At 65.1% G+C, this 18,450-nt stretch carries 14 protein-coding genes and 2 tRNA genes; 1 reads left to right on the top strand and 15 read right to left on the bottom strand.

All coding sequences use genetic code 11. From position 1 onward, the window contains the following. Positions 1–253 precede the first annotated feature (253 nt). From QF047_RS07385 to QF047_RS07360, 6 genes are all read right to left on the bottom strand, one after another. Positions 254–329: transfer RNA gene (locus QF047_RS07385), tRNA-Glu, on the bottom strand. 138 nt (positions 330–467) lie between these two features. Then, positions 468–539: transfer RNA gene (locus QF047_RS07380), tRNA-Gln, on the bottom strand. A gap of 109 nt (positions 540–648) precedes the next feature. Further along, positions 649–1,383: an HAD family hydrolase gene (locus QF047_RS07375; RefSeq protein ID WP_306634202.1), complete on the bottom strand. Its 735-nt coding sequence runs from the start codon at positions 1,381–1,383 to the stop codon at positions 649–651. Then, positions 1,383–2,897 carry a glutamate--tRNA ligase gene (gene gltX / locus QF047_RS07370; RefSeq protein WP_307275204.1) on the bottom strand — a complete coding sequence of 505 codons (1,515 nt, stop codon included), beginning with the start codon at positions 2,895–2,897 and terminating at the stop codon, positions 1,383–1,385. The genes QF047_RS07375 and gltX overlap by 1 nt, the downstream gene beginning before the upstream one ends. A 49-nt stretch (positions 2,898–2,946) precedes the next feature. Further along, positions 2,947–3,723 carry a fumarylacetoacetate hydrolase family protein gene (locus QF047_RS07365; protein ID WP_306634205.1) on the bottom strand — a complete coding sequence of 259 codons (777 nt, stop codon included), beginning with the start codon at positions 3,721–3,723 and terminating at the stop codon, positions 2,947–2,949. Between the two features lie 42 nt (positions 3,724–3,765). Beyond that, positions 3,766–4,566, bottom strand: coding sequence for an MBL fold metallo-hydrolase (locus QF047_RS07360; protein WP_307275201.1), 801 nt, complete (start codon positions 4,564–4,566; stop codon positions 3,766–3,768). A gap of 120 nt (positions 4,567–4,686) precedes the next feature. On the opposite strand from QF047_RS07360, the gene QF047_RS07355 reads away from it, so the two are divergent. After that, the gene (locus tag QF047_RS07355) at positions 4,687–5,289 is read left to right on the top strand and encodes a hypothetical protein (protein ID WP_307275199.1); all 603 of its coding nucleotides are present in this window, start codon (positions 4,687–4,689) and stop codon (positions 5,287–5,289) included. An 85-nt stretch (positions 5,290–5,374) separates the two neighbouring features. Here QF047_RS07355 and QF047_RS07350 read toward each other — a convergent pair whose 3' ends face one another. From QF047_RS07350 to QF047_RS07310, 9 genes are all read right to left on the bottom strand, one after another. Beyond that, positions 5,375–6,487, bottom strand: a complete 1,113-nt coding sequence (locus tag QF047_RS07350; protein ID WP_307275198.1) for a branched-chain amino acid aminotransferase — start codon at positions 6,485–6,487, stop codon at positions 5,375–5,377. A 103-nt stretch (positions 6,488–6,590) separates the two neighbouring features. Further along, positions 6,591–7,643 carry a 3-isopropylmalate dehydrogenase gene (locus QF047_RS07345; protein WP_307275196.1) on the bottom strand — a complete coding sequence of 351 codons (1,053 nt, stop codon included), beginning with the start codon at positions 7,641–7,643 and terminating at the stop codon, positions 6,591–6,593. A gap of 78 nt (positions 7,644–7,721) precedes the next feature. Beyond that, complete coding sequence (gene metG / locus QF047_RS07340) at positions 7,722–9,281, bottom strand: methionine--tRNA ligase (protein WP_307275195.1); 1,560 nt, start codon at positions 9,279–9,281, stop codon at positions 7,722–7,724. A gap of 33 nt (positions 9,282–9,314) precedes the next feature. Continuing rightward, on the bottom strand, positions 9,315–10,070 hold the full coding sequence (locus QF047_RS07335) for an ABC transporter ATP-binding protein (RefSeq protein ID WP_306634214.1): 756 nt from the start codon (positions 10,068–10,070) through the stop codon (positions 9,315–9,317). Then, the gene (locus QF047_RS07330) at positions 10,067–12,865 is read right to left on the bottom strand and encodes an ABC transporter permease (protein WP_307275191.1); all 2,799 of its coding nucleotides are present in this window, start codon (positions 12,863–12,865) and stop codon (positions 10,067–10,069) included. The genes QF047_RS07335 and QF047_RS07330 overlap by 4 nt, the downstream gene beginning before the upstream one ends. 214 nt (positions 12,866–13,079) lie before the next feature. Next, positions 13,080–14,669 (bottom strand): phosphoglycerate dehydrogenase, encoded by a 1,590-nt coding sequence (gene serA, locus QF047_RS07325; RefSeq protein ID WP_306634216.1) that lies wholly within the window; start codon positions 14,667–14,669, stop codon positions 13,080–13,082. Positions 14,670–14,795: 126 nt separating this feature from the next. Continuing rightward, a complete protein-coding gene (ilvC, locus tag QF047_RS07320) occupies positions 14,796–15,821 on the bottom strand; it encodes a ketol-acid reductoisomerase (RefSeq protein ID WP_307275188.1) in 1,026 nt (341 codons plus the stop codon). Positions 15,822–15,911: 90 nt separating this feature from the next. Next, on the bottom strand, positions 15,912–16,424 hold the full coding sequence (ilvN, locus tag QF047_RS07315) for an acetolactate synthase small subunit (RefSeq protein WP_050054685.1): 513 nt from the start codon (positions 16,422–16,424) through the stop codon (positions 15,912–15,914). 2 nt (positions 16,425–16,426) lie between these two features. Continuing rightward, positions 16,427–18,334: an acetolactate synthase large subunit gene (locus QF047_RS07310; protein WP_306634218.1), complete on the bottom strand. Its 1,908-nt coding sequence runs from the start codon at positions 18,332–18,334 to the stop codon at positions 16,427–16,429. Positions 18,335–18,450: the final 116 nt, after the last annotated feature.

The following is an 18,450-nucleotide window of genomic DNA, read 5'->3' as shown; positions in this document are numbered from 1 at the left end:
TGATGCGGGACGTGATGGAGCGTCCCCCAATTTGATGCGGGACGTGATGGAGCGTCCCCCAATATAGTGCGGGAGGTGATGGAGCGTCCCCAATTTGATGCGGGACGTGATGGAGCGTCCCCCAATTTGATGCGGGAGGTGATGGAGCGTCCCCCAATTTGATGCGGGAGGTGATGGAGCGATCCCAGGTTTTGGGTCGATGCATCAGGAGCAAACAAAAAAGGTCCCGGGCGTCTGCCCGGGACCTTTTCGTTGGTGACCCCAGCGGGATTCGAACCCGCGTTACCGCCGTGAGAGGGCGGCGTACTAGGCCGCTATACGATGGGGCCGTGTACTTTTCCGTACTTCCAACCAGCGTTTCCGCTGGTCAAGCTCAGTGATTCTTTCACACACTTCGCTTCGGTTTCAAATCGGCGGACCGGCTGAAACCGTCTGTTTTCCTGCCCGCTGGCGGGCTTTCAACAGAGCTGGGATACCAGGACTCGAACCTAGAATGACGGTACCAGAAACCGTAGTGTTGCCAATTACACCATATCCCAATGGCACTTCCGGGCCGGTTTTCAGGGCTTCTTCCCTGCTCCGTGCGCCTCAGCACGAGAAATTACTTTACCCGAGACTTCCGGCTCGCACAAATCGGCCCGGTGTGACCTAGCTGACCAGTTCAGCCAGGGATGCCACCATGCCGCCGTCGAAGTCCGGCACAATCTCCCCCGCCCGGTTCAGCCACACACCAAGGAGGCCGGCCGCCGTCGAGCCCTCGGCATCAAGCAGGCGGTTGTCGCCGACATACAAGGTGTGGGAAGGATCCGTGCCCAGCAGCCGTACCCCTTCGAGGTAAATGGCCGGATCCGGTTTGGCCACGCCCAGCGTGTCGGTTCCAACGAGGCGGCGCACGCGTTCAAGTCCTGCCCCGTCCAGCTTGGCACGCTGGTAATCGTGGACATTGTTGCTGACCGCACCGTAGGGGACGCCCGCCCGGTCCAGCCTGTCCAGCAACGGCATTACATCCGGAAAGGGCTTTACGTACGCGGGCTGTTTTTCCATGTAGGCGTTAAGCCACTGGTGCGATTGCTCGCCCGCAAGCTCAACCCCGAAATGTCCCAGCGCGGCGCGGCCGCGGAGCAGGCGCTGTTCGTTGAACGTCAGCTCGCCGGCCAGGTACCGGTCGTAGTAGTGAGTGGTTTCGTGCGTAAAGATCCGCCCGAACCGTTCCCACCCGGCCTGGTCGAGGCCGGGCAGGAGGTGTTCGCTGACCTCCCGCAGGGCGGTGGTCATCGAGTATTCGAGGTCAACGAGGGTGTCGTCGATGTCGAACAGCACGCCACGGACTGCGCCGAAGGGTGTTTCCAGGACCGCACCCTTTGCCTGGCTGGGAGCCGTCATCAGCCGCGGAAGGTCTTGAGCCGGCGGAGGGAGGACTCCTTGCCGAGGATCACCATGGACTCGAACAACGGAGGCGAGATGCGGCGTCCGGAAACGGCCGTGCGTACCGGTCCGAAAGCAAGGCGCGGCTTGAGTCCCAGGTCCTCGACCAAAGCCTGCTTCAGGGCTGCCTGGATGGCGTCCGGAGTCCAGTCCCCGACAGGTTCGAGCGCAGCGATCGCGGCGTCCAGCACGTCCGTCAGGTTCTCCGGCAGTCCCTTGAGAGCGTCAGCTGCGATATCGATGGCGTCGTCGGCCTTGAAGAGGAATGCCAGCATTTCGGGCGCCTCCCCCAGCAAGGTGATGCGCTCCTGGATCAGGGGCGCGGCCTCGGTGAGGATTTCCTCTTCGCGGTCCGTCAGGATCTCGCCCACCAGGTCGGCGGCGCGCAGGTACGGGGCCAACCGCTCCCGGAAAACCTCGGGTGCCAGCATCCGGACGTGCGTTCCGTTGATGGCCTCGGCCTTCTTCAGGTCGAAGCGTGCAGGGTTGCCCAGCACATCGTGGATATCGAAATGCTCCACCAGCTGTTCAACGGTGAAAATGTCCTCGTCGGCGCTCAGGGACCAGCCCAGCAGGGAGAGGTAGTTCAGCAGGCCTTCGGGGATGAAGCCGCGCTCCCGGTGCAGGAACAGGCTGGATTCCGGATCACGCTTGGAGAGCTTCTTGTTGCCCTGTCCCATCACGTACGGCAGGTGGCCGAACTCCGGCATGTACTGTGCCACGCCCACTGCATACAGCGCACGGTACAGTGCGATCTGCCGGGGCGTGGAGCTGAGCAAGTCTTCCCCGCGAAGCACGTGGGTGATGCCCATGAGGGCATCGTCCACCGGGTTGACCAGGGTGTACAACGGCGCACCGTTGGCACGGACCACTGCGAAGTCCGGTATCGATCCGGCGCGGAAAGTGATGTCGCCGCGCACCAGGTCGGTAAAGGTGATGTCCTCGTCGGGCATGCGGAGGCGCAGAACGGCATCCCGGCCTTCGGCCTTGTACTGGGCGAGCTGCTCGTCCGTCAGGTGGCGGTCAAAGCCGTCGTAGCCCAGCTTCGGATCACGTCCTGCGGCGCGGTGGCGGGCCTCGATTTCCTCCGGGGTGGAGTAGGACTCGTAGATGAACCCGCCGTCCCGCAGGCGTGCAATCACATCCTGATAGATGCCGCCGCGCTGCGACTGCCGGTAGGGTTCGTGCGGGCCGCCCACCTCCACACCCTCGTCCCAGTCGATGCCCAGCCACTTCAAGGCGTCCAGCAGCTGGTGGTAGCTTTCCTCACTGTCACGGGCCGCGTCGGTGTCTTCGATCCGGAACACCATGGTGCCCTTGGTGTGGCGGGCGTAGGCCCAGTTGAAGAGGGCCGTACGGATCAGCCCCACGTGCGGGGTGCCGGTGGGCGAAGGGCAGAAACGCACCCGTACGGGCGTCTCCGCGGTGACGGGCGGGATGGAGGCAGCAGTCGACGCAGAAGCAGTAGTCATAGTGGCTTCAACTTTACCGTCTGCCGCCCGCCGCCCGCCGCGGCAAGGGTCAGCGGCGGACTATGGGGTTGGACAAACGCCCGATGCCCTCGATCTCCACCTCAATGCGGTCACCTGCGGTCACTAGGCCCACGCCGGCCGGCGTCCCCGTCATGATGACGTCGCCGGGCAGGAGGGTGAACGCCTGGGAGACAACGGAGACGAGTTCCCGCACTCCCCTGATCATCTGGCTGGTGCTGCCGTCCTGCCGCAGCTCGCCGTTGAGCCGGGCCTGGATCTGCACGTCCTCCGGATCAAGGTCCGTCTCAATCCAGGGACCCAGCGGCGCCGACGTGTCAAAGCCCTTGGCGCGGGTCCACTGGAGGTCGCTTTTTTGGACATCCCGGGCGGTGAGGTCGTTGCCGCAGGTATAGCCGAAGATGACGTCGTCAACGCGGTCTTCGGGCACGTCCTTGCAGATCCGGCCGATCACCACGCACAGTTCCGCCTCGAAGGAGACTTCCTCGGAGAATTCGGGCAGCACCACAGGATCGTTGGGACCCACGACAGCGGTGTTGGGCTTGAGGAAGAGCAGCGGCTGGGCGGGAACCTCGTTGCCGAGTTCGTGCGCGTGCTCCACGAAGTTGCGTCCGACGCCGACCACCTTGCTGCGCGGAATGATAGGTGCGAGCAGCCGGACGTCTTCCAGCTTGTGGCGGACGGAGGTGCGCTCCACCCCGTTGAAGAAGGGGTCTCCATGGATAACAGTGATGACCTCACTGCCCGTGTCACCTTCGACAACGCCGTAGAGGGGATCAGAATCGACGACAAACCTGGCAATACGCATGGCTCCTACCCTACCGTCTCGGCAGCCGGCTCCCCGGCGGCGCTACTGCGGCGCTGCTCCGCCGCGCAGGTAGTGAAGCTGGGCGGCAACAGAGGTCTCGGCGGCCCGCCGGACGGAAGGGTCGACGTCGGCATAGACGGCGTCGGCGACGTCACCTACGGCCGCGTCCCGGCCCAGGCTGTCCAGGGCCGCGCGGATTTGCGCCAGCCGTTCGAGGCGGTGGCTGCGGTAGGCGCGGGCGATATCCGCAAGGGACGGCAGTACTGGACCGTGGGCGGGAAGGACTGTCCCGGGCCCCAAGGCTTCCAGCCTGTCCAGCGACGTGAGGTAGTCCGCGAGGGTCCCGTCAGGGTAGTCAAGAACGGTGGTGCCGCGGCCCAGGATGGTATCCCCGGTAAGTGTGGAACCGGACGTGCCGTCGGCGGGGAGGTGGAAGCACACGGAATCGGAGGTGTGGCCAGGCGTGGCCATGACCCTCACCTCGACCCCGGCTGCGGACAGTACCTCCCCGTCCTGCAGCGCCGTGCCGCTTCCATGGCAGTGGACACCATCGGCGGCACGGACGGGAGCCCCCGTCAGCTGGTGCAGCCGGGCCGAACCTGCTGTGTGGTCGGCGTGGCGGTGGGTGATGAGGATCAGTTTCACGGGCCCCGCACCGGCAAGGGCCTGGAGGTGCGCCTCGTCCAGCGGTCCCGGGTCCACCACCACGGCGCCGGCAGAACCGGGCACCCGCAGCACGTAGGAGTTGGTCCCGTCCAGGCTCATCGGCCCGGGATTGGGGGCCAGGATGAACTGGGTCAGGCCAGAGCTGCGCTGGAGGACGGGGCCGGAAGCTGAAGTCACTTTCCTATCTTCGCACCGAGCGCGGGCCCAACATCCCTTGCCAGCAGGAATAGAACAGCCAGCAGACCGGGTTGACGCCGGAAGACCACATCAACTCCACCAGGAAGCGGACCAGACATAATGAGCACCACCACTACTCTTGCAGACCTCCTCGCCGGCGCTGATGCCGCCGGCCATGACCATGCTGCCACTGAGAAGAGCACCGGCCTCCGGCACATCCACAACCACGCCACCGGCGCCGTGGTCTGGTTCCCCACCTGGCAGGCATTCCGCCGCACAGACGACTGGGCGGAAGCGGTGGCCGAACAGGAAGCCGTGCTGGCCAAGGCCACCGATGACGGGACGCCAGTTGCAGAGGCAGCCGCCGAACACCTGGAACAGCAGCTCGAGATCCTGCTCGAGAGGGCTGCCGTATCCGCCGACCCGAGCGCGTTTGTGGAAGTCAACCTGGTGCCCCACCTGACCGAAACGTGGGCGGTAGCGGATGCCGTGGCCCGGACCTCGGGCGAACAGCTTCCTGACGGCACTCCCCCGGCTGGGTTTGCCTCGTATCCCTATGAGTTGTACAGCCAGGACGGGGGAGTTTTCGCTACCACCCTGTGGAATGACCTCCTTGATGCCCGACGTCAGCGGGCCCTGGAGGAGGAAGCGGCCAGGAAGGCCCTTAAGCCCGTATCCCGCAAGGCGCTGAAGAATGCCGCCCGGAAGGCTGCGCGGCGCTAATCTCCGGGTTGCAGAACGAACGGCGCCTGCCGGGCATGAGCCCGGCAGGCGCCGTCGTAATTGCTGCAGTCAGGTAAAAGCGGGACTAAGCGAGGCGGGTGAGCCAGCCGTGGGTATCGGGGACGGCGCCTGTCTGGATGCCGAGCAGCTGTTGGCGGATGGCCATGGTGGTCTCCCCTGCCTTGGCATCCTCGGAACCGATGAATTCGGTGGCGTCCTTCAGAACACCGATGGGCGTGATCACTGCCGCCGTGCCACACGCAAAGACCTCTGCGATGTCACCTGAGGCAACGCCGTCGCGCCACTCTTCAAGGGTGATCTTGCGCTCGACGACTTCGCTGCCCATGTCCTTGGCTACCTGGATGACGGACATCCGGGTAACGCCTTCCAGGATGGTGCCGGTCAGCGCGGGGGTCACCAGTGAGCCGTCCTTCAGCACGAAGAACACGTTCATTCCGCCCAGTTCTTCCACCGCGTCATCGTTGAAGTGGTCCAGGAAGAGGACCTGCTTGCAGCCGTTGGCTTCAGCTTCCTGCTGGGCGATAAGGGAGGCAGCGTAATTGCCGCCGCACTTGGCATCGCCGGTTCCGCCGCGGCCGGCGCGGGCGTACTCGCGGGAGATCCAGATGGATACCGGCTTCAGCTCGCCGCCGAAGTAGTTGCCGGCGGGCGAAGCGATCACCCGGAAGGAGACTTCGCGGGCTGCGCGAACGCCGAGGAAGGCTTCGGTGGCGATCATGAACGGCCGCAGGTACAGTGCTTCACCGTCGCCGCTGGGGACCCATTCCTTATCAGCTGCCACGAGTTCGCGGATGGCGCCGAGGAAGTACTCAGCCGGCAGTTCGGGCAGGGCGAGCCTGCGGGCGGACTTGTTCAGGCGGGCAGCGTTTGCCTCCGGCCGAAAGGTCCAGATGGATCCGTCGGCGTGGCGGTAGGCCTTGAGCCCCTCGAAGATCTCCTGGCCGTAGTGGAAAACAGCAGCGGAGGGATCGAGGACGATCGGCCCGTACGCTTCAATCCTGGCATTCTGCCAGCCGCCGTTGCCGTTCTCGTCCACGCTGTAGTCGACGATGGCGGTGTTGTCGGTGAAGTAGTTGCCGAATCCCGGGTTCGCCAGGATGGCTGCACGCTCTTCAGCAGACTTCGGGTTGGCCGAGAGTTGCTGGCTAAATTCGACGCCGTGGGCAGTCTGAGTCATGGTTCCTCCACGATCGGCCGCCCTGGATTCAGCGTTGAACGGCAAGGCGGCATTTGGTGATTCGAGACAAGCTTACGCCCGTTGCCGGCAGGCCCCGGCGCGGCTAGAGGCCGGCGGCGATGGCGTCGCCCACCGCGCTGGTGCTGCGTGCCCCGTCGTCGCGCTTTTCGACGTCGGCAACTACTGCTGCTTCAATCCTGCGCGCCGCTGCGGCGAAGCCGAGGTGGTCCAGCAGCAGTGCCGCCGACAGGATGGCGGCGGTGGGGTCGGCTTTGCCCTGTCCGGCGATGTCCGGGGCCGAACCATGGACCGGTTCGAACATGGACGGCGCGGTGCGGTCCATGTTGATGTTCCCCGAGGCAGCCAGGCCGATGCCGCCGGTGATGGCTGCGGCGAGGTCGGTGAGGATGTCGCCGAAGAGATTGTCCGTGACGATCACGTCGAAGCGTGACGGGTCAGTGACCATGAAGATGGTGGCGGCGTCCACGTGGAGGTAGTCATGCGTGACCTCCGGGAACTCCTGGGCCACCGCCTCGACAGTGCGCTTCCACAGGTGGCCTGCGAAGACGAGGACGTTGTGCTTGTGGACCAGGGTGAGGTGCTTGCGCTCCCGGAGGCTGGCGCGGCGGAAGGCGTCCCGGACCACGCGCTCCACGCCGTGGGCCGTGTTCAGCGAAACTTCGGTGGCCACTTCGTGCGGCGTGCCCGCGCGGAGGGTGCCGCCGTTGCCGACGTACGGGCCTTCGGTTCCTTCGCGCACCACGATGAAATCGATGACACCGGGGTTGGCCAGGGGGCTGCCCACCGTTCCGTAGAGCCGTGAAGGCCGCAGGTTGACGTAGTGGTCCAGGCTGAAGCGGAGCTTGAGCAGCATCTCGCGTTCGATGATGCCGGACGGAATGCGCGTGTCGCCCGGGGCTGCCCCCACGGCGCCGAACAGGATGGCGTCCCGGGTGCGGAGGTCTGCCAGGACGTGGTCCGGGAGGGTTTCGCCGGTGGCCAGCCAATGCTCCGCGCCGAGCTTGTAGTGCGTTTGCTTAAGCTCGACGCCCTCGGCCGCCACGGCCTTCTCCAGCACCTTCAGTGCCTCCGCAATGACCTCAGGGCCAATGCCGTCGCCGGGGATAACTGCAAGATCGATGGAGGATGCGCTCATGCTTTCAGCGTAGCGAGGTCATCCATATGCTGGTCAAGCTGTCTCATTATGCGAACACGGCGCACGCCGTGACGCATTTTAAGCTTCCGCAGGCTCCTCATACTTGGGGAACACCGGGGCTGGTGCCGGCAATTCCGTGCCGGCAGCAAGGCGCGTGCCGATGGCGGCGAACTGCCGGGCCTCCCCTTCGGGCTGACCCAGGGTCTCCAGGAGCGCGGCCGTTGCCGTTGGCATCACCGGCTGGGCCAGGATGGCCACGATGCGCAGGACTTCCAGCGTCACGTACAGCACAGTGTTCATGCGTTCGACGTCGGTCTTCCGCAGCACCCAGGGTGCCTGCTCGGCGAAGTAGGCGTTGGTGTCGCCCAGCACGCCCCAGATTACTTCGAGGGCGCGGCTGAATTCCTGCTTTTCAAACGCTGCCCGTGCGGCTTCGAGGAGGCCGCCGGCCTGTGCAAGGATCGCGTTGTCCGCATCCGTGAATGCACCAGGAACCGGGACCCTGCCTTCGCAGTTCTTCGCCACCATGGACAGGGAACGCTGGGCCAGGTTTCCGAAGTTGTTGGCAAGGTCGGCGTTCATCCGGCCGACGATCGCCTCATGGTTGTAACTGCCGTCAGCTCCGAACGGCACCTCGCGCAGGAAGAAGAACCGCACCTGGTCAAGGCCGTACTGTGCCACGAAGTCGGCCGGGGCCACCACGTTGCCCAGGGACTTGGACATCTTAACGCCGTTGTTGTGCAGGAAGCCGTGGATCATGACCCGCTTCGGCAGGTCCAGTCCGGCGCTCATCAGGAAGGCCGGCCAGTAGATGGCGTGGAAGCGGGAGATGTCCTTGCCAATGATGTGGACATCGGCAGGCCAGAACTTCCGGAACTTCTCTGAGTCGACGTCCGGGTAGCCCACACCGGTGAGGTAGTTGGTCAGGGCATCCACCCAGACGTACATCACATGCTTGTCGTTGCCGGGTACCGGGACGCCCCAGTCGAAGGTGGTGCGGCTGATGGACAGGTCCTCCAGGCCGCGCTTCACGAAGCTGATGACTTCGTTAAAGCGGTATTGCGGGGCGCCGAACTCAGGCTGCGCCTCGTAAAGTGCGAGGAGCTTGTCCTGATAGGCCGAAAGTCGGAAGAAGTAGCTCTCCTCAGCCGTCCAGGTCACCTCGGTGTCCGTCTCCTTGGAGTAGCGCACGCCGTCGTCCTTGACCACAGTGTCGTCCTCGCCGTAGAACGCCTCGTCCCGCACGGAGTACCAGCCCTCGTACTTTGAAAGGTAGATGTCCCCGTTGGCCCCCATCTTTTTCCAGATGGCCTGCGAGGCGGCGTAGTGGTCCTGGTCAGTAGTGCGGATAAAGCGGTCGTACGTGATGCCCAGGGCTGCATGCGCGTCCTTGTAGACCTCGGCGTTCCGGTCCACCAGTTCCTTGGGCGTGATGCCTTCCTTTTCCGCGGTCTGGGCAATCTTCATCCCGTGCTCGTCCGTGCCGGTCAGGAACATCACGTCATAACCGTCCAGCCGCTTGAAGCGCGCCATGGCGTCGGTGGCTATGTACTCGTAGGCGTGGCCGATGTGGGGCACGCCGTTGGGGTAGGTGATGGCCGTGGTGATGTAGAACGGCGTTTTCTCTGAAGCAGTCACGGGAGGACGTTACCTTCGGTGCGGAGGGACAGGCTAGATCAGTTCAGTCAGGGTATCGCTGAGCCGGACGAGTTCATGGTCGTGCGAGGCAACCAGCACTGCGATGCCATCGGACGTGGTGTCCTTCAGGATGCTGATAATGCGGTTCGCGGAAGCTCGGTCGAGGCTCGCCGTGGGTTCGTCCACGACGAGGACCCTGGTGCCCAGAATCAGTGCCCGGGCGATTGCGACGCGCTGGCGTTCACCGCCGGACAGCTGGGCGGGGCGGTGCCGCATGCGGCGGCCCAGGCCCACCAGATCCAGCAGGTCCTTGGCCATGTCCCGGCGCTGGTCCACTTCGCCGTCGGGAACCGCCGGCAACAGCACGTTCTCCAGGGCGCTCATCCCGTCGATCAGGGCACCGCCCTGGTCCACATAGCCGATGAGTGCCCGACGGCGGTCGGCGATTTCGTCGTCGCCCATGCTTTCGAGGGAGTCGCCTTCCCAGAAGACGCGGCCCGACGTCGGCAGGGTCAGTCCGGCGCTGACTGTCAGGATGCTGGTCTTGCCCGAGCCACTTCGGCCGGCGACGCAGTGCATCTCGCCCGCGTGCAGCGTCAGGTCGAAGCCTTCCACCACGCTGACGGCTTCCGCCCCGCCTTTGCCGCCCCCGTAGCGGATGGTGATGTCGCTCAGTTCCAGCGGGGTCCCGTGGTCAGCGGCCTTGACGATGGTATTGGCGCGCGTCTGCAGGGGGACGTCGCCGGAGCCGGACCGGCGGCTCCGCTGGACATTCGTCGGGTTTGTCATTGGACCACTTTCGTTGCAATCGGTATCCAGCAAAGTACAGCCACGAGCCCGGCCACGCCTGCCCACAGGGCGGCGTAGGGGGCCAGCAGCAGGCCGATGCCGAGGGCGCCCAGCACGCCCAGCGGCAGGGCCACGGTTCCCACCAGCGCATTCTCGAACAACCGGACCTGGCGGAGCATGTCCGGGTTCCAGCCCATGGCTTCGAGGATGCCAAGGTACTGGCGCTTGGCATTGAGTTCAAACCGCCCGGTGACGAGGGTGAGCACCAGTCCCACCACCACGCCGGAGAGCGCCAGAAGGATGCTCGGCAGGGCAACGCTGGCAGCCGCGAGGCCGCTCAGTGCGCTGGCGCCGGCCGCACGGGGGATGTCGATCAGCAGCGCGATCAGCCCGCCCACGGCGGCGCCGAAGACGCCGACAGCAACAGCCAGGGACAGCGTGTTGAACTTGTTGGTGCCGAGCTGACGGTTCGCGAAGGTCAGCGGCGAGTCCACCGGGATGAGCCTTTCGTCATGCTGCGGCTCCTGGTCGATGACATCGCGGTGGCGGAGCTGCTGGGCGGCAAAGAAGGCCGCTGCGGCGTACAGCACCAGGACGGAAACGGACACCAGGGCGGTGGCGAGGCTCCAGCTCACAAGGCTCAGGACGAGGCCGGCAACGGCAAGCAGGACCGCGCCCACCCCGAATTCCTCCAGGACCCAGCTGCGGATCCGGCGCTGGGTCCACCCCATGGCGCGGAGGGTTCCGGCTTCGGAGCGCCGTTTACGGATGTAGCTCACGGTGGAGGCACCGGTCAGGAGTGCAGCCCCGCACAGCGTCAGGAAGAGCAGCGTGATGTTGGTTCCGGAGAGGGACCCGGTCACGGCGTCGGCAGCGTTCTGCCGGACCCAGGACTGCTGGACCGTGCCCAGGGCCGACTCCTTGCCGGCGTCGTCCTTGGAGTAGCCGGGAACGAAGATGCTGGCGTCTTCACGGGCGGAGCCGGCCACGACAGTGGCTTCCAGGCCCATGTTCCGGATCTCGGCGGCCAGCTTTTCAACCTCCGGCTGGGCCTCCTTCCAGCTTCCGGGTGCGTCAGCGCGGACACGGACGGCATCGATTACTGCCGCGTTTTGCGTGTAGCCGCGGGCGGCCGCGAGGCCGTAGTAATCGGTGATGGCGCCGGCGGACTGGCTGGCAAGCCCGGTGGCGCTCAGGGAAGGCTTAAGCTCGGCGGCCGGAACGTCCTTGCCCTCGGCGTCCTTGACCAGGCTGAACGGGGTGGGGTCGTAGCCGCCGAGGGGCAGCCTGTTGACGTCACCGGCCGCCTTCGCCACGGCGGAGGGGTCGAAGGTGCCGTACACCATGGCCAGCGGAGCCGAGACCTTCTTCGCGCCGGTCTCCAGGTTTTCGCGGTAGGACCGCTCGTCCACGGGTTCGCGCTGGGTCTGGTCCACGGGGGTGCCGTTGGCGCTCTTTTCGGGCAGCCGGTTCACGGTAACCCATTCGCCGGGCACTGCAGCCTTGTCCACTGCGCCGTTGGCTGCTGTTTTGCCGTCGGTGTACTGCGGGGCCGCAGCGAAAGCGGTGCTCCACTGGGCGGGCGTGTAGAGCCCCTGGTTGAAGTTGCCGGCGGCGCCGAGGAGAGATGTGTGGTCCGTGGATCCTGGCCAGGAGAGGACGAAGGGGTCCTTGGAGACGAACGGCAGGTAGTCCTGGCCCAAGGACCTGGAGACTGTTCCGACGTCCTTGACCACCTTGCCGGCGCCGTCGATTTCTTCGATCTTGACGTTGTACTTCAGGTCCAGTGATGTGCCCGAGCGGACCACCAGGGGTATGGCCTGGGAGTCTGCGGTGAGCTGGCCGGTGCGCTTGGCCTGCTGGTACTGGGTCATCAGAGGTGCCCAGTACTTGAGCTTCACGCCGAGGAAGTCAGGTCCTTCCTTCAGCTGGTCCAGGCCGATGCCGTTGGTGAAGAGGCCTTCCAGGTACCGTCCGACGGCGCCGGCGTTGCGGGCGTCGGCTGGCGGAGCCTTTTCCAGCGGGGCAAGGAAATCCCCGGAAGATCCCAGCAGGGCGCGTTCGGCGGCAGGATCGACGGCGACCACTGACTCCGTGACTTCCGGGGCAAGGGGCAGTGACACGGACAGGTTGAAGAGGTTGTGCTCTGAACCGCCCGCCGGTGCCGCGAACTTGATGCCCGTTTCGCCTTCGGGGGCCGCGATGCGGATGCTGCTTCCCCCGGCGGCCTGCTGCTCGACGAGCTTGGCTTTGCCGAGGGTGCCTTCGGCGGTGGACTTGAACAGCGTCTGCTCGGAAACACCGTCGGAACTGACGGCGCTGGCCGTGAGCCGGTATTTCTTCGCTTGATCGCTCAACACGGACTCTGCCGCGGGCCACTGGGCCGGAGCGGTGGCACCTGCGGCCTGGTCCGCCGTCGCGGTTCCTGCCAGCCCGGCGTTGTAGCCGAGGTAATCCATGGCGTCCAGCCGCGGGGCCTCGAGGTTCTGGGTCACGCGGGACACCAGGCTGATGGGCGCTGCCACGGACGTGCCGGACAGCTTCCGGATGGCGTCCAGCTGCTCGAAGCTGATGCCCCCGGTGCCGTTGGCGATCTCGGGCTGCAGCATGCTACCCGAGGGCGCCTTGGCCTGGACCAGGACGTCATAGAGGCCCCGTGAATTTTCATTCACGGTCCGGCTGAGAGCCGCCTGCGACTGACTTTGGACGACGACCGACAAGCACATGGCTGCGATCAGGATGGCCGCGGTCAACAGCAGCACCCTGCTTCTGATGAACCTCTGGACGGCGTTCATTGAACTCCCTGAAACCTGGATTGCGTGCGCACATTCGAGTCCGCGTGCGGCGGACGTGGACGATCACGGACGGATGTGCAAAAGGTATTGGCCGGCCTGCCGGCATGGTCCCGAACCAGGACCCAGCCATTGTAAGCAGACCGGCCAATCATACGTGGCCCCGCCCGGACGCGCCGAGCGGAGGCCGACGCTACGGCGTTTCCCCCACCCTGGGTTAGTCCTCCAGGTCCACTTCCCGGACCATCTCGGCACCGATGCCGGCCTTGATGGCATCCAGGACCTGCTGGGGCACGGAGCTGTCGATGGTCAGCAGTGCGAGGACCTGGCCGCCCTGGTCGTGGCGTGCCACCTGCATGCCGGCGATGTTGATGTTGTTCATGCCCAGGATGTGGCCGATGGTGCCGATCACGCCGGGACGGTCGGTGTACGCAACCACAACGAGGTGCTCGCTGATGGGGATTTCAACTTCGAAGCCGTTGATGCCCACCAGCTTTTCGATCTGCTTGGGTCCGGTCAGGGTGCCGGCCACGGAGATCTGGCTGCCGTCGCTGAGGGCCCCGCGCAGGGTCAGGACGTTGCGGTAGGACTCGGTCTCCGGGGTGGTGATCAGGCGGACGTTGATGCCTCGCTGCTCGGCGATAACCGGGGCGTTGACGTAGGAGACCTGTTCGGTCACCACGTCGGCGAAGATTCCCTTCAGTGCTGCGAGCTCCAGGACCTTGACGTCCAGGGAGGAAATCTCGCCGGCCACCTCCACGTCGAACTGCGTCAGGGAGTCGTGGGTGAGGGCGGTGAAGATCCGGCCCAGCTTCTCGATCAGCGGGATGCCCGGGCGGACGTCCGGGGCGATGACGCCGCCGGCGACGTTGACGGCGTCGGGAACCAGCTCGCCGGCCAGTGCGAGGCGGACGGACTTGGCCACGGATACGCCGGCCTTTTCCTGGGCTTCGTCCGTGGAGGCACCCAGGTGGGGCGTGACCACAACGTTGTCCAGCTTGAAGAACGGCAGGTCGGTGCTGGGCTCCTTGGAGAAGACGTCCACGCCGGCGCCGGCGATTTCGCCGTCCTGCAAGGCAGCGAAGAGGGCTTCCTCATCCACGAGGCCGCCGCGGGCCACGTTGACGACGTAGGCGGTCTCCTTCATCTTCTTGAACGCATCCGCCCCCAGCATGCCGACCGTCTCGGGGGTCTTGGGCATGTGGATGGTGATGAAGTCGGACTGCGCCAGGAGCTCGTCCAGGGTGACCAGCTGCACGCCGAGCTGCGCTGCCCGGGCGGAGGTGATGTAGGGATCGTAGGCGAGGATCTTGGTGTCGAAGCCCTTCAGGCGGGCTGCCACCAGGGCGCCGATGCGGCCGAGGCCGATGATGCCGATCTTCTTTTCGAACAGTTCGATGCCCGTGTACTTGGAGCGCTTCCACTCGCCGTCCTTGAGGGCGGCACTGGCCTGCGGGATGTGGCGGGCCAGGCTCAGGATGTGGCCCACGGTGAGCTCGGCAGCGGAAACGATGTTGGACGTGGGGGCGTTGACCACCATGACGCCGGCCTGGGTGGCGGCCTTGATGTCCACGTTGTCCAGGCCCACGCCGGCGCGGGCGATGACCTTGAGGTTCTTCGCCGCGGCGATGGCCTCGGCGTCCACCTGGGTAGCCGACCGGACCAGGATCGCGTCAACGTCGCCGATGGCAGAGAGCAGCTGGGAGCGGTCAGCGCCGTCGGTCTGGCGGATGTCGAAGTCCGGGCCGAGGGCCTCAATGGTGGCGGGGGAAAGTTCTTCGGCGAGCAGTACTACGGGTTTTGACACGGCTGATCCTCTGCGTTGCAGTCCTGGGGATGGAACAAGTCTAGGCCGACGGAAAGGCCGGGCTCACATTGTTAAGTGTGAACCCGGCCTCACTGCTGCCTTTATAGCGGCGCCTGACGGGCTGCCTTAGCGCGCGGCGGAACCTTCAACGTAGTCCACGTCCTGCTGCTGCCAGGAGAAGAGCGAACGGAGCTCGCGGCCAACAGCCTCGATGGGGTGCTGCTCGGCCTTGGCGCGCAGTTCCTTGAACTCTGCACCGCCGTTGTCCTGGTCTTCGATGAAGCGCTTGGCAAAGGCGCCGGACTGGATGTCGGCAAGGACAGCCTTCATGTTTTCCTTCACCTCGGGGGTGATGACGCGCGGGCCGGAGACGTAGTCGCCGTACTCAGCGGTGTCGGAAACGCTCCAGCGCTGCTTGGCGATGCCGCCCTCCCACATGAGGTCAACGATGAGCTTGAGCTCGTGGAGTACCTCGAAGTAGGCGATCTGCGGCTGGTAGCCGGCTTCGGTGAGGGTTTCGAAGCCGTACTGGACCAGCTGGGACACGCCGCCGCAGAGGACGGACTGCTCGCCGAAGAGGTCGGTTTCGGTCTCTTCGGTGAAAGTGGTCTTGATGACGCCGGCGCGGGTGCCGCCGATGGCCTTGGAGTAGGACTTGGCCAGATCCCAGGCGGAGCCGGTAGCATCCTGCTCGACGGCGATGATGTCCGGGATGCCGCGGCCGGCCTCGAACTCGCGGCGAACGGTGTGGCCGGGTGCCTTCGGAGCGATCAGGATGACGTCAACGCCCTCCGGTGCCTGGATGTAGCCGAAGCGGATGTTGAAGCCGTGCGCAAAGGCAAGGGCCTTGCCGGGCTTCAGCTTGTCCTTGATGGAGTCGTTGTAGATCGAGCGCTGGTGCTGGTCCGGTGCCAGGATCATGATGACGTCGGCCCACTCGGCGGCGTCGGCGACGTTCTTGACCGTGAAGCCTGCGTCTTCGGCCTTGGCGGCGGACTTGGAGCCGTCCTTCAGGGCAATAACAACCTCGACGCCGGAATCGCGCAGGTTCAGCGCGTGGGCGTGGCCCTGGGAGCCGTAGCCAACAATGGCAACCTTGCGGCCCTGGATGATCGACAGGTCGGCGTCGTCGTCGTAAAACATTTCAGTCACTTGCGTAACTCCTCTTGAGTGGATTGTAGATATTTCTGTGGTGGTGCGGTTACGGGCGTCGCGCCCTGCCGGGAAGTTCCCGGCAGGTTCCTACGCGGAGCGCAACGCCCTGTCACTCATGGAGCGGGATCCCCGTCCAACGGCCAGGGTGCCGGACTGCACAATTTCGCGGATGCCGAAGGGCTCCAGCACTGAGAGCAGTGCCGTGAGCTTTTCGGGGTGGCCGGTTGCTTCAATGACGACGGAATCGGTGGAGACGTCGACCACTGAGGCGCGGAACAGGTCTGCAGCCTGGGTCACCTGCAGACGTGTTGCGGCATCCGCACGTACTTTGACCAGGATGTGGTCACGCTGTACGGAAGATTCGGAGGTCAGCTCAACAATTTTGATGACGTTGATCAGCTTGTTGAGCTGCTTGGTGACCTGCTCGATGAGGTCGCCGTCGGCGTCGACCACCACGGTCATCCGGGAAATGCCCGGGACTTCGGTGGGGCCGACGGCCAGGGAGTTGATGTTGAAGGCGCGGCGGGCGAAGAGGCTTGCGACGCGGGTCAGGACGCCGGGCTTGTCTTCAACCAGGACGGAGAGTGTGTGGCGGCTCATGGTCAGTCCTCTTCTTCCCATTCCGGGGTCATGTTGCGGGCAACCTGGATCTGGTCGTTGCTCACGCCGGCGGGCACCATTGGCCACACCATGGAGTTGGGGCTCACCACGAAGTCGATGACCACGGGGCGGTCATTGATTTCCAGCGCCTTCTGGATGGTGGCGTCAATGTCCTCGTCGCGTTCGCAGCGGAACGAGGCGCAGCCATAGGCCTCCCCCAGCTTGACGAAGTCCGGGATGCGGACGGTGTCGTGGCCGGTGTTGAGGTCGGTATTGGAGTAGCGGCCCTCGTAGAAGAGGGTCTGCCACTGGCGCACCATGCCCAGCGAAGAGTTGTTGATGACGGCAACCTTGATGGGGATTTTGTTGATGGCGCAGGTGGCCAGTTCCTGGTTGGTCATCTGGAAGCAGCCGTCGCCGTCGATGGCCCAGACCACACGGTCCGGCTCCCCCACCTTGGCGCCCATGGCGGCCGGGACTGCGTAACCCATGGTGCCGGCTCCGCCCGAGTTGAGCCAGGCGTGCGGACGCTCGTACTTGATGAACTGCGCGGCCCACATCTGGTGCTGGCCGACGCCCGCCACGTAGATGCCTTCGGGTCCGGTCAGCGCACCGATGCGCTCGATGACCTTTTGCGGCGCAGTCAGTCCGTCGTCCGGCTCGGTCCAGCCCAGCGGGTAGGTTTCCTTCAGGTTGTTAAGGAATGCCCACCAGGTGGTGAGGTCCGGCGTGCCGGCGGCCTCGAACTGGGTACGGACCGCCTCCGTGAGTTCGGGAATGATTTCCTTCACCGATCCCACAATCGGGACATCGGCGGTGCGGTTCTTGGAGATTTCGGCCGGGTCGATGTCCGCGTGGATGACCTTCGCGTGGGGTGCGAAGGTCTTCAGCACACCGGTGACGCGGTCATCGAACCGCGCGCCGAGGGTGATCAGGAGGTCGGACTGCTGCAGCGCGGTAACGGCCGAGACAGTGCCGTGCATGCCGGGCATGCCCATGTGCTGCGGATGGGAATCCGGGAACGAGCCCTTGGCCATCAGCGTGGTCACCACCGGGGCGCCAGTGGCCTCGGCGAGGGCCAGCAGCTCGGCAGAGGCATGGGCCTTGACCACACCGCCGCCCACGTAGAGCACGGGTTTGCGGGCTGCGGCGATCAGCTTGGCAGCCTCGCGCACCTGCTTGTTGTGTCCGCGGGTGACGGGACGGTAGCCGGGAAGGTCCACCCGGGGCGGCCAGGAGAAGGTCATCTGGCCAACCTGGGCGTCCTTGGCAACGTCCACCAGGACCGGGCCGGGGCGTCCGGTGGATGCCAGGTGGAACGCTTCGGCCATGACGTGCGGGATGTCGTTGGGATCGGTCACCAGGAAGGAGTGCTTGGTGATGGGCATCGTGATGCCCACGATGTCCGCTTCCTGGAAGGCGTCGGTGCCAATGACGCCGCTGGACACCTGGCCGGTGATGGCCACCAGCGGCACGGAGTCCATGTGGGCATCCATGATGGCGGTAACGAGGTTGGTGGCGCCGGGGCCTGAGGTGGCGATACAGACGCCCACCCGCCCGGTCACCATGGCGTAGCCTTGCGCGGCGTGGCCGGCTCCCTGTTCGTGACGGACCAGGACGTGGTTCATGCTGGAGGCCATCAAGGGGTCATAGGTGGGCAGGATCGCGCCACCGGGCAAACCGAAAATATCGTCGACGCCGAGTTCTTCGAGCGAGCGGACAATAGCTTGCGAGCCGGTCATCACCGTGGGGGGTACAACGTTGTTCGGCCCGAGGACAGGAGAGGCGGCAGCAAGGTCGGCGACGACGACGGCGTGCTCAGCCGTGCGGTCGGCGCGTTCCGGAGCCTTGGTGGCTCCAGCGGACTTAGTAGCCATCAGCGAGGGGCTGATCGGCGATCCTTTGCTCATCGGACTCTTCCTTGTGGATCATCTGTGGTTCTTGGAAACTGCGGGAAATAAAAAAACCCCTCAGCCTGGCGGCTCTTCGAGGGGTTTGCGCGTGACGGTTCGTTACCAGGGCTAAT

The sequence above is a fragment of the Arthrobacter sp. W4I7 genome (assembly GCF_030816215.1).
GTDB classification, from domain to species: Bacteria; Actinomycetota; Actinomycetes; order Actinomycetales; family Micrococcaceae; genus Arthrobacter; species Arthrobacter siccitolerans_A.
The sequence above is the reverse complement of the archived record's forward strand: the minus strand, read 5'-3'. Positions and strand labels throughout refer to the sequence as shown.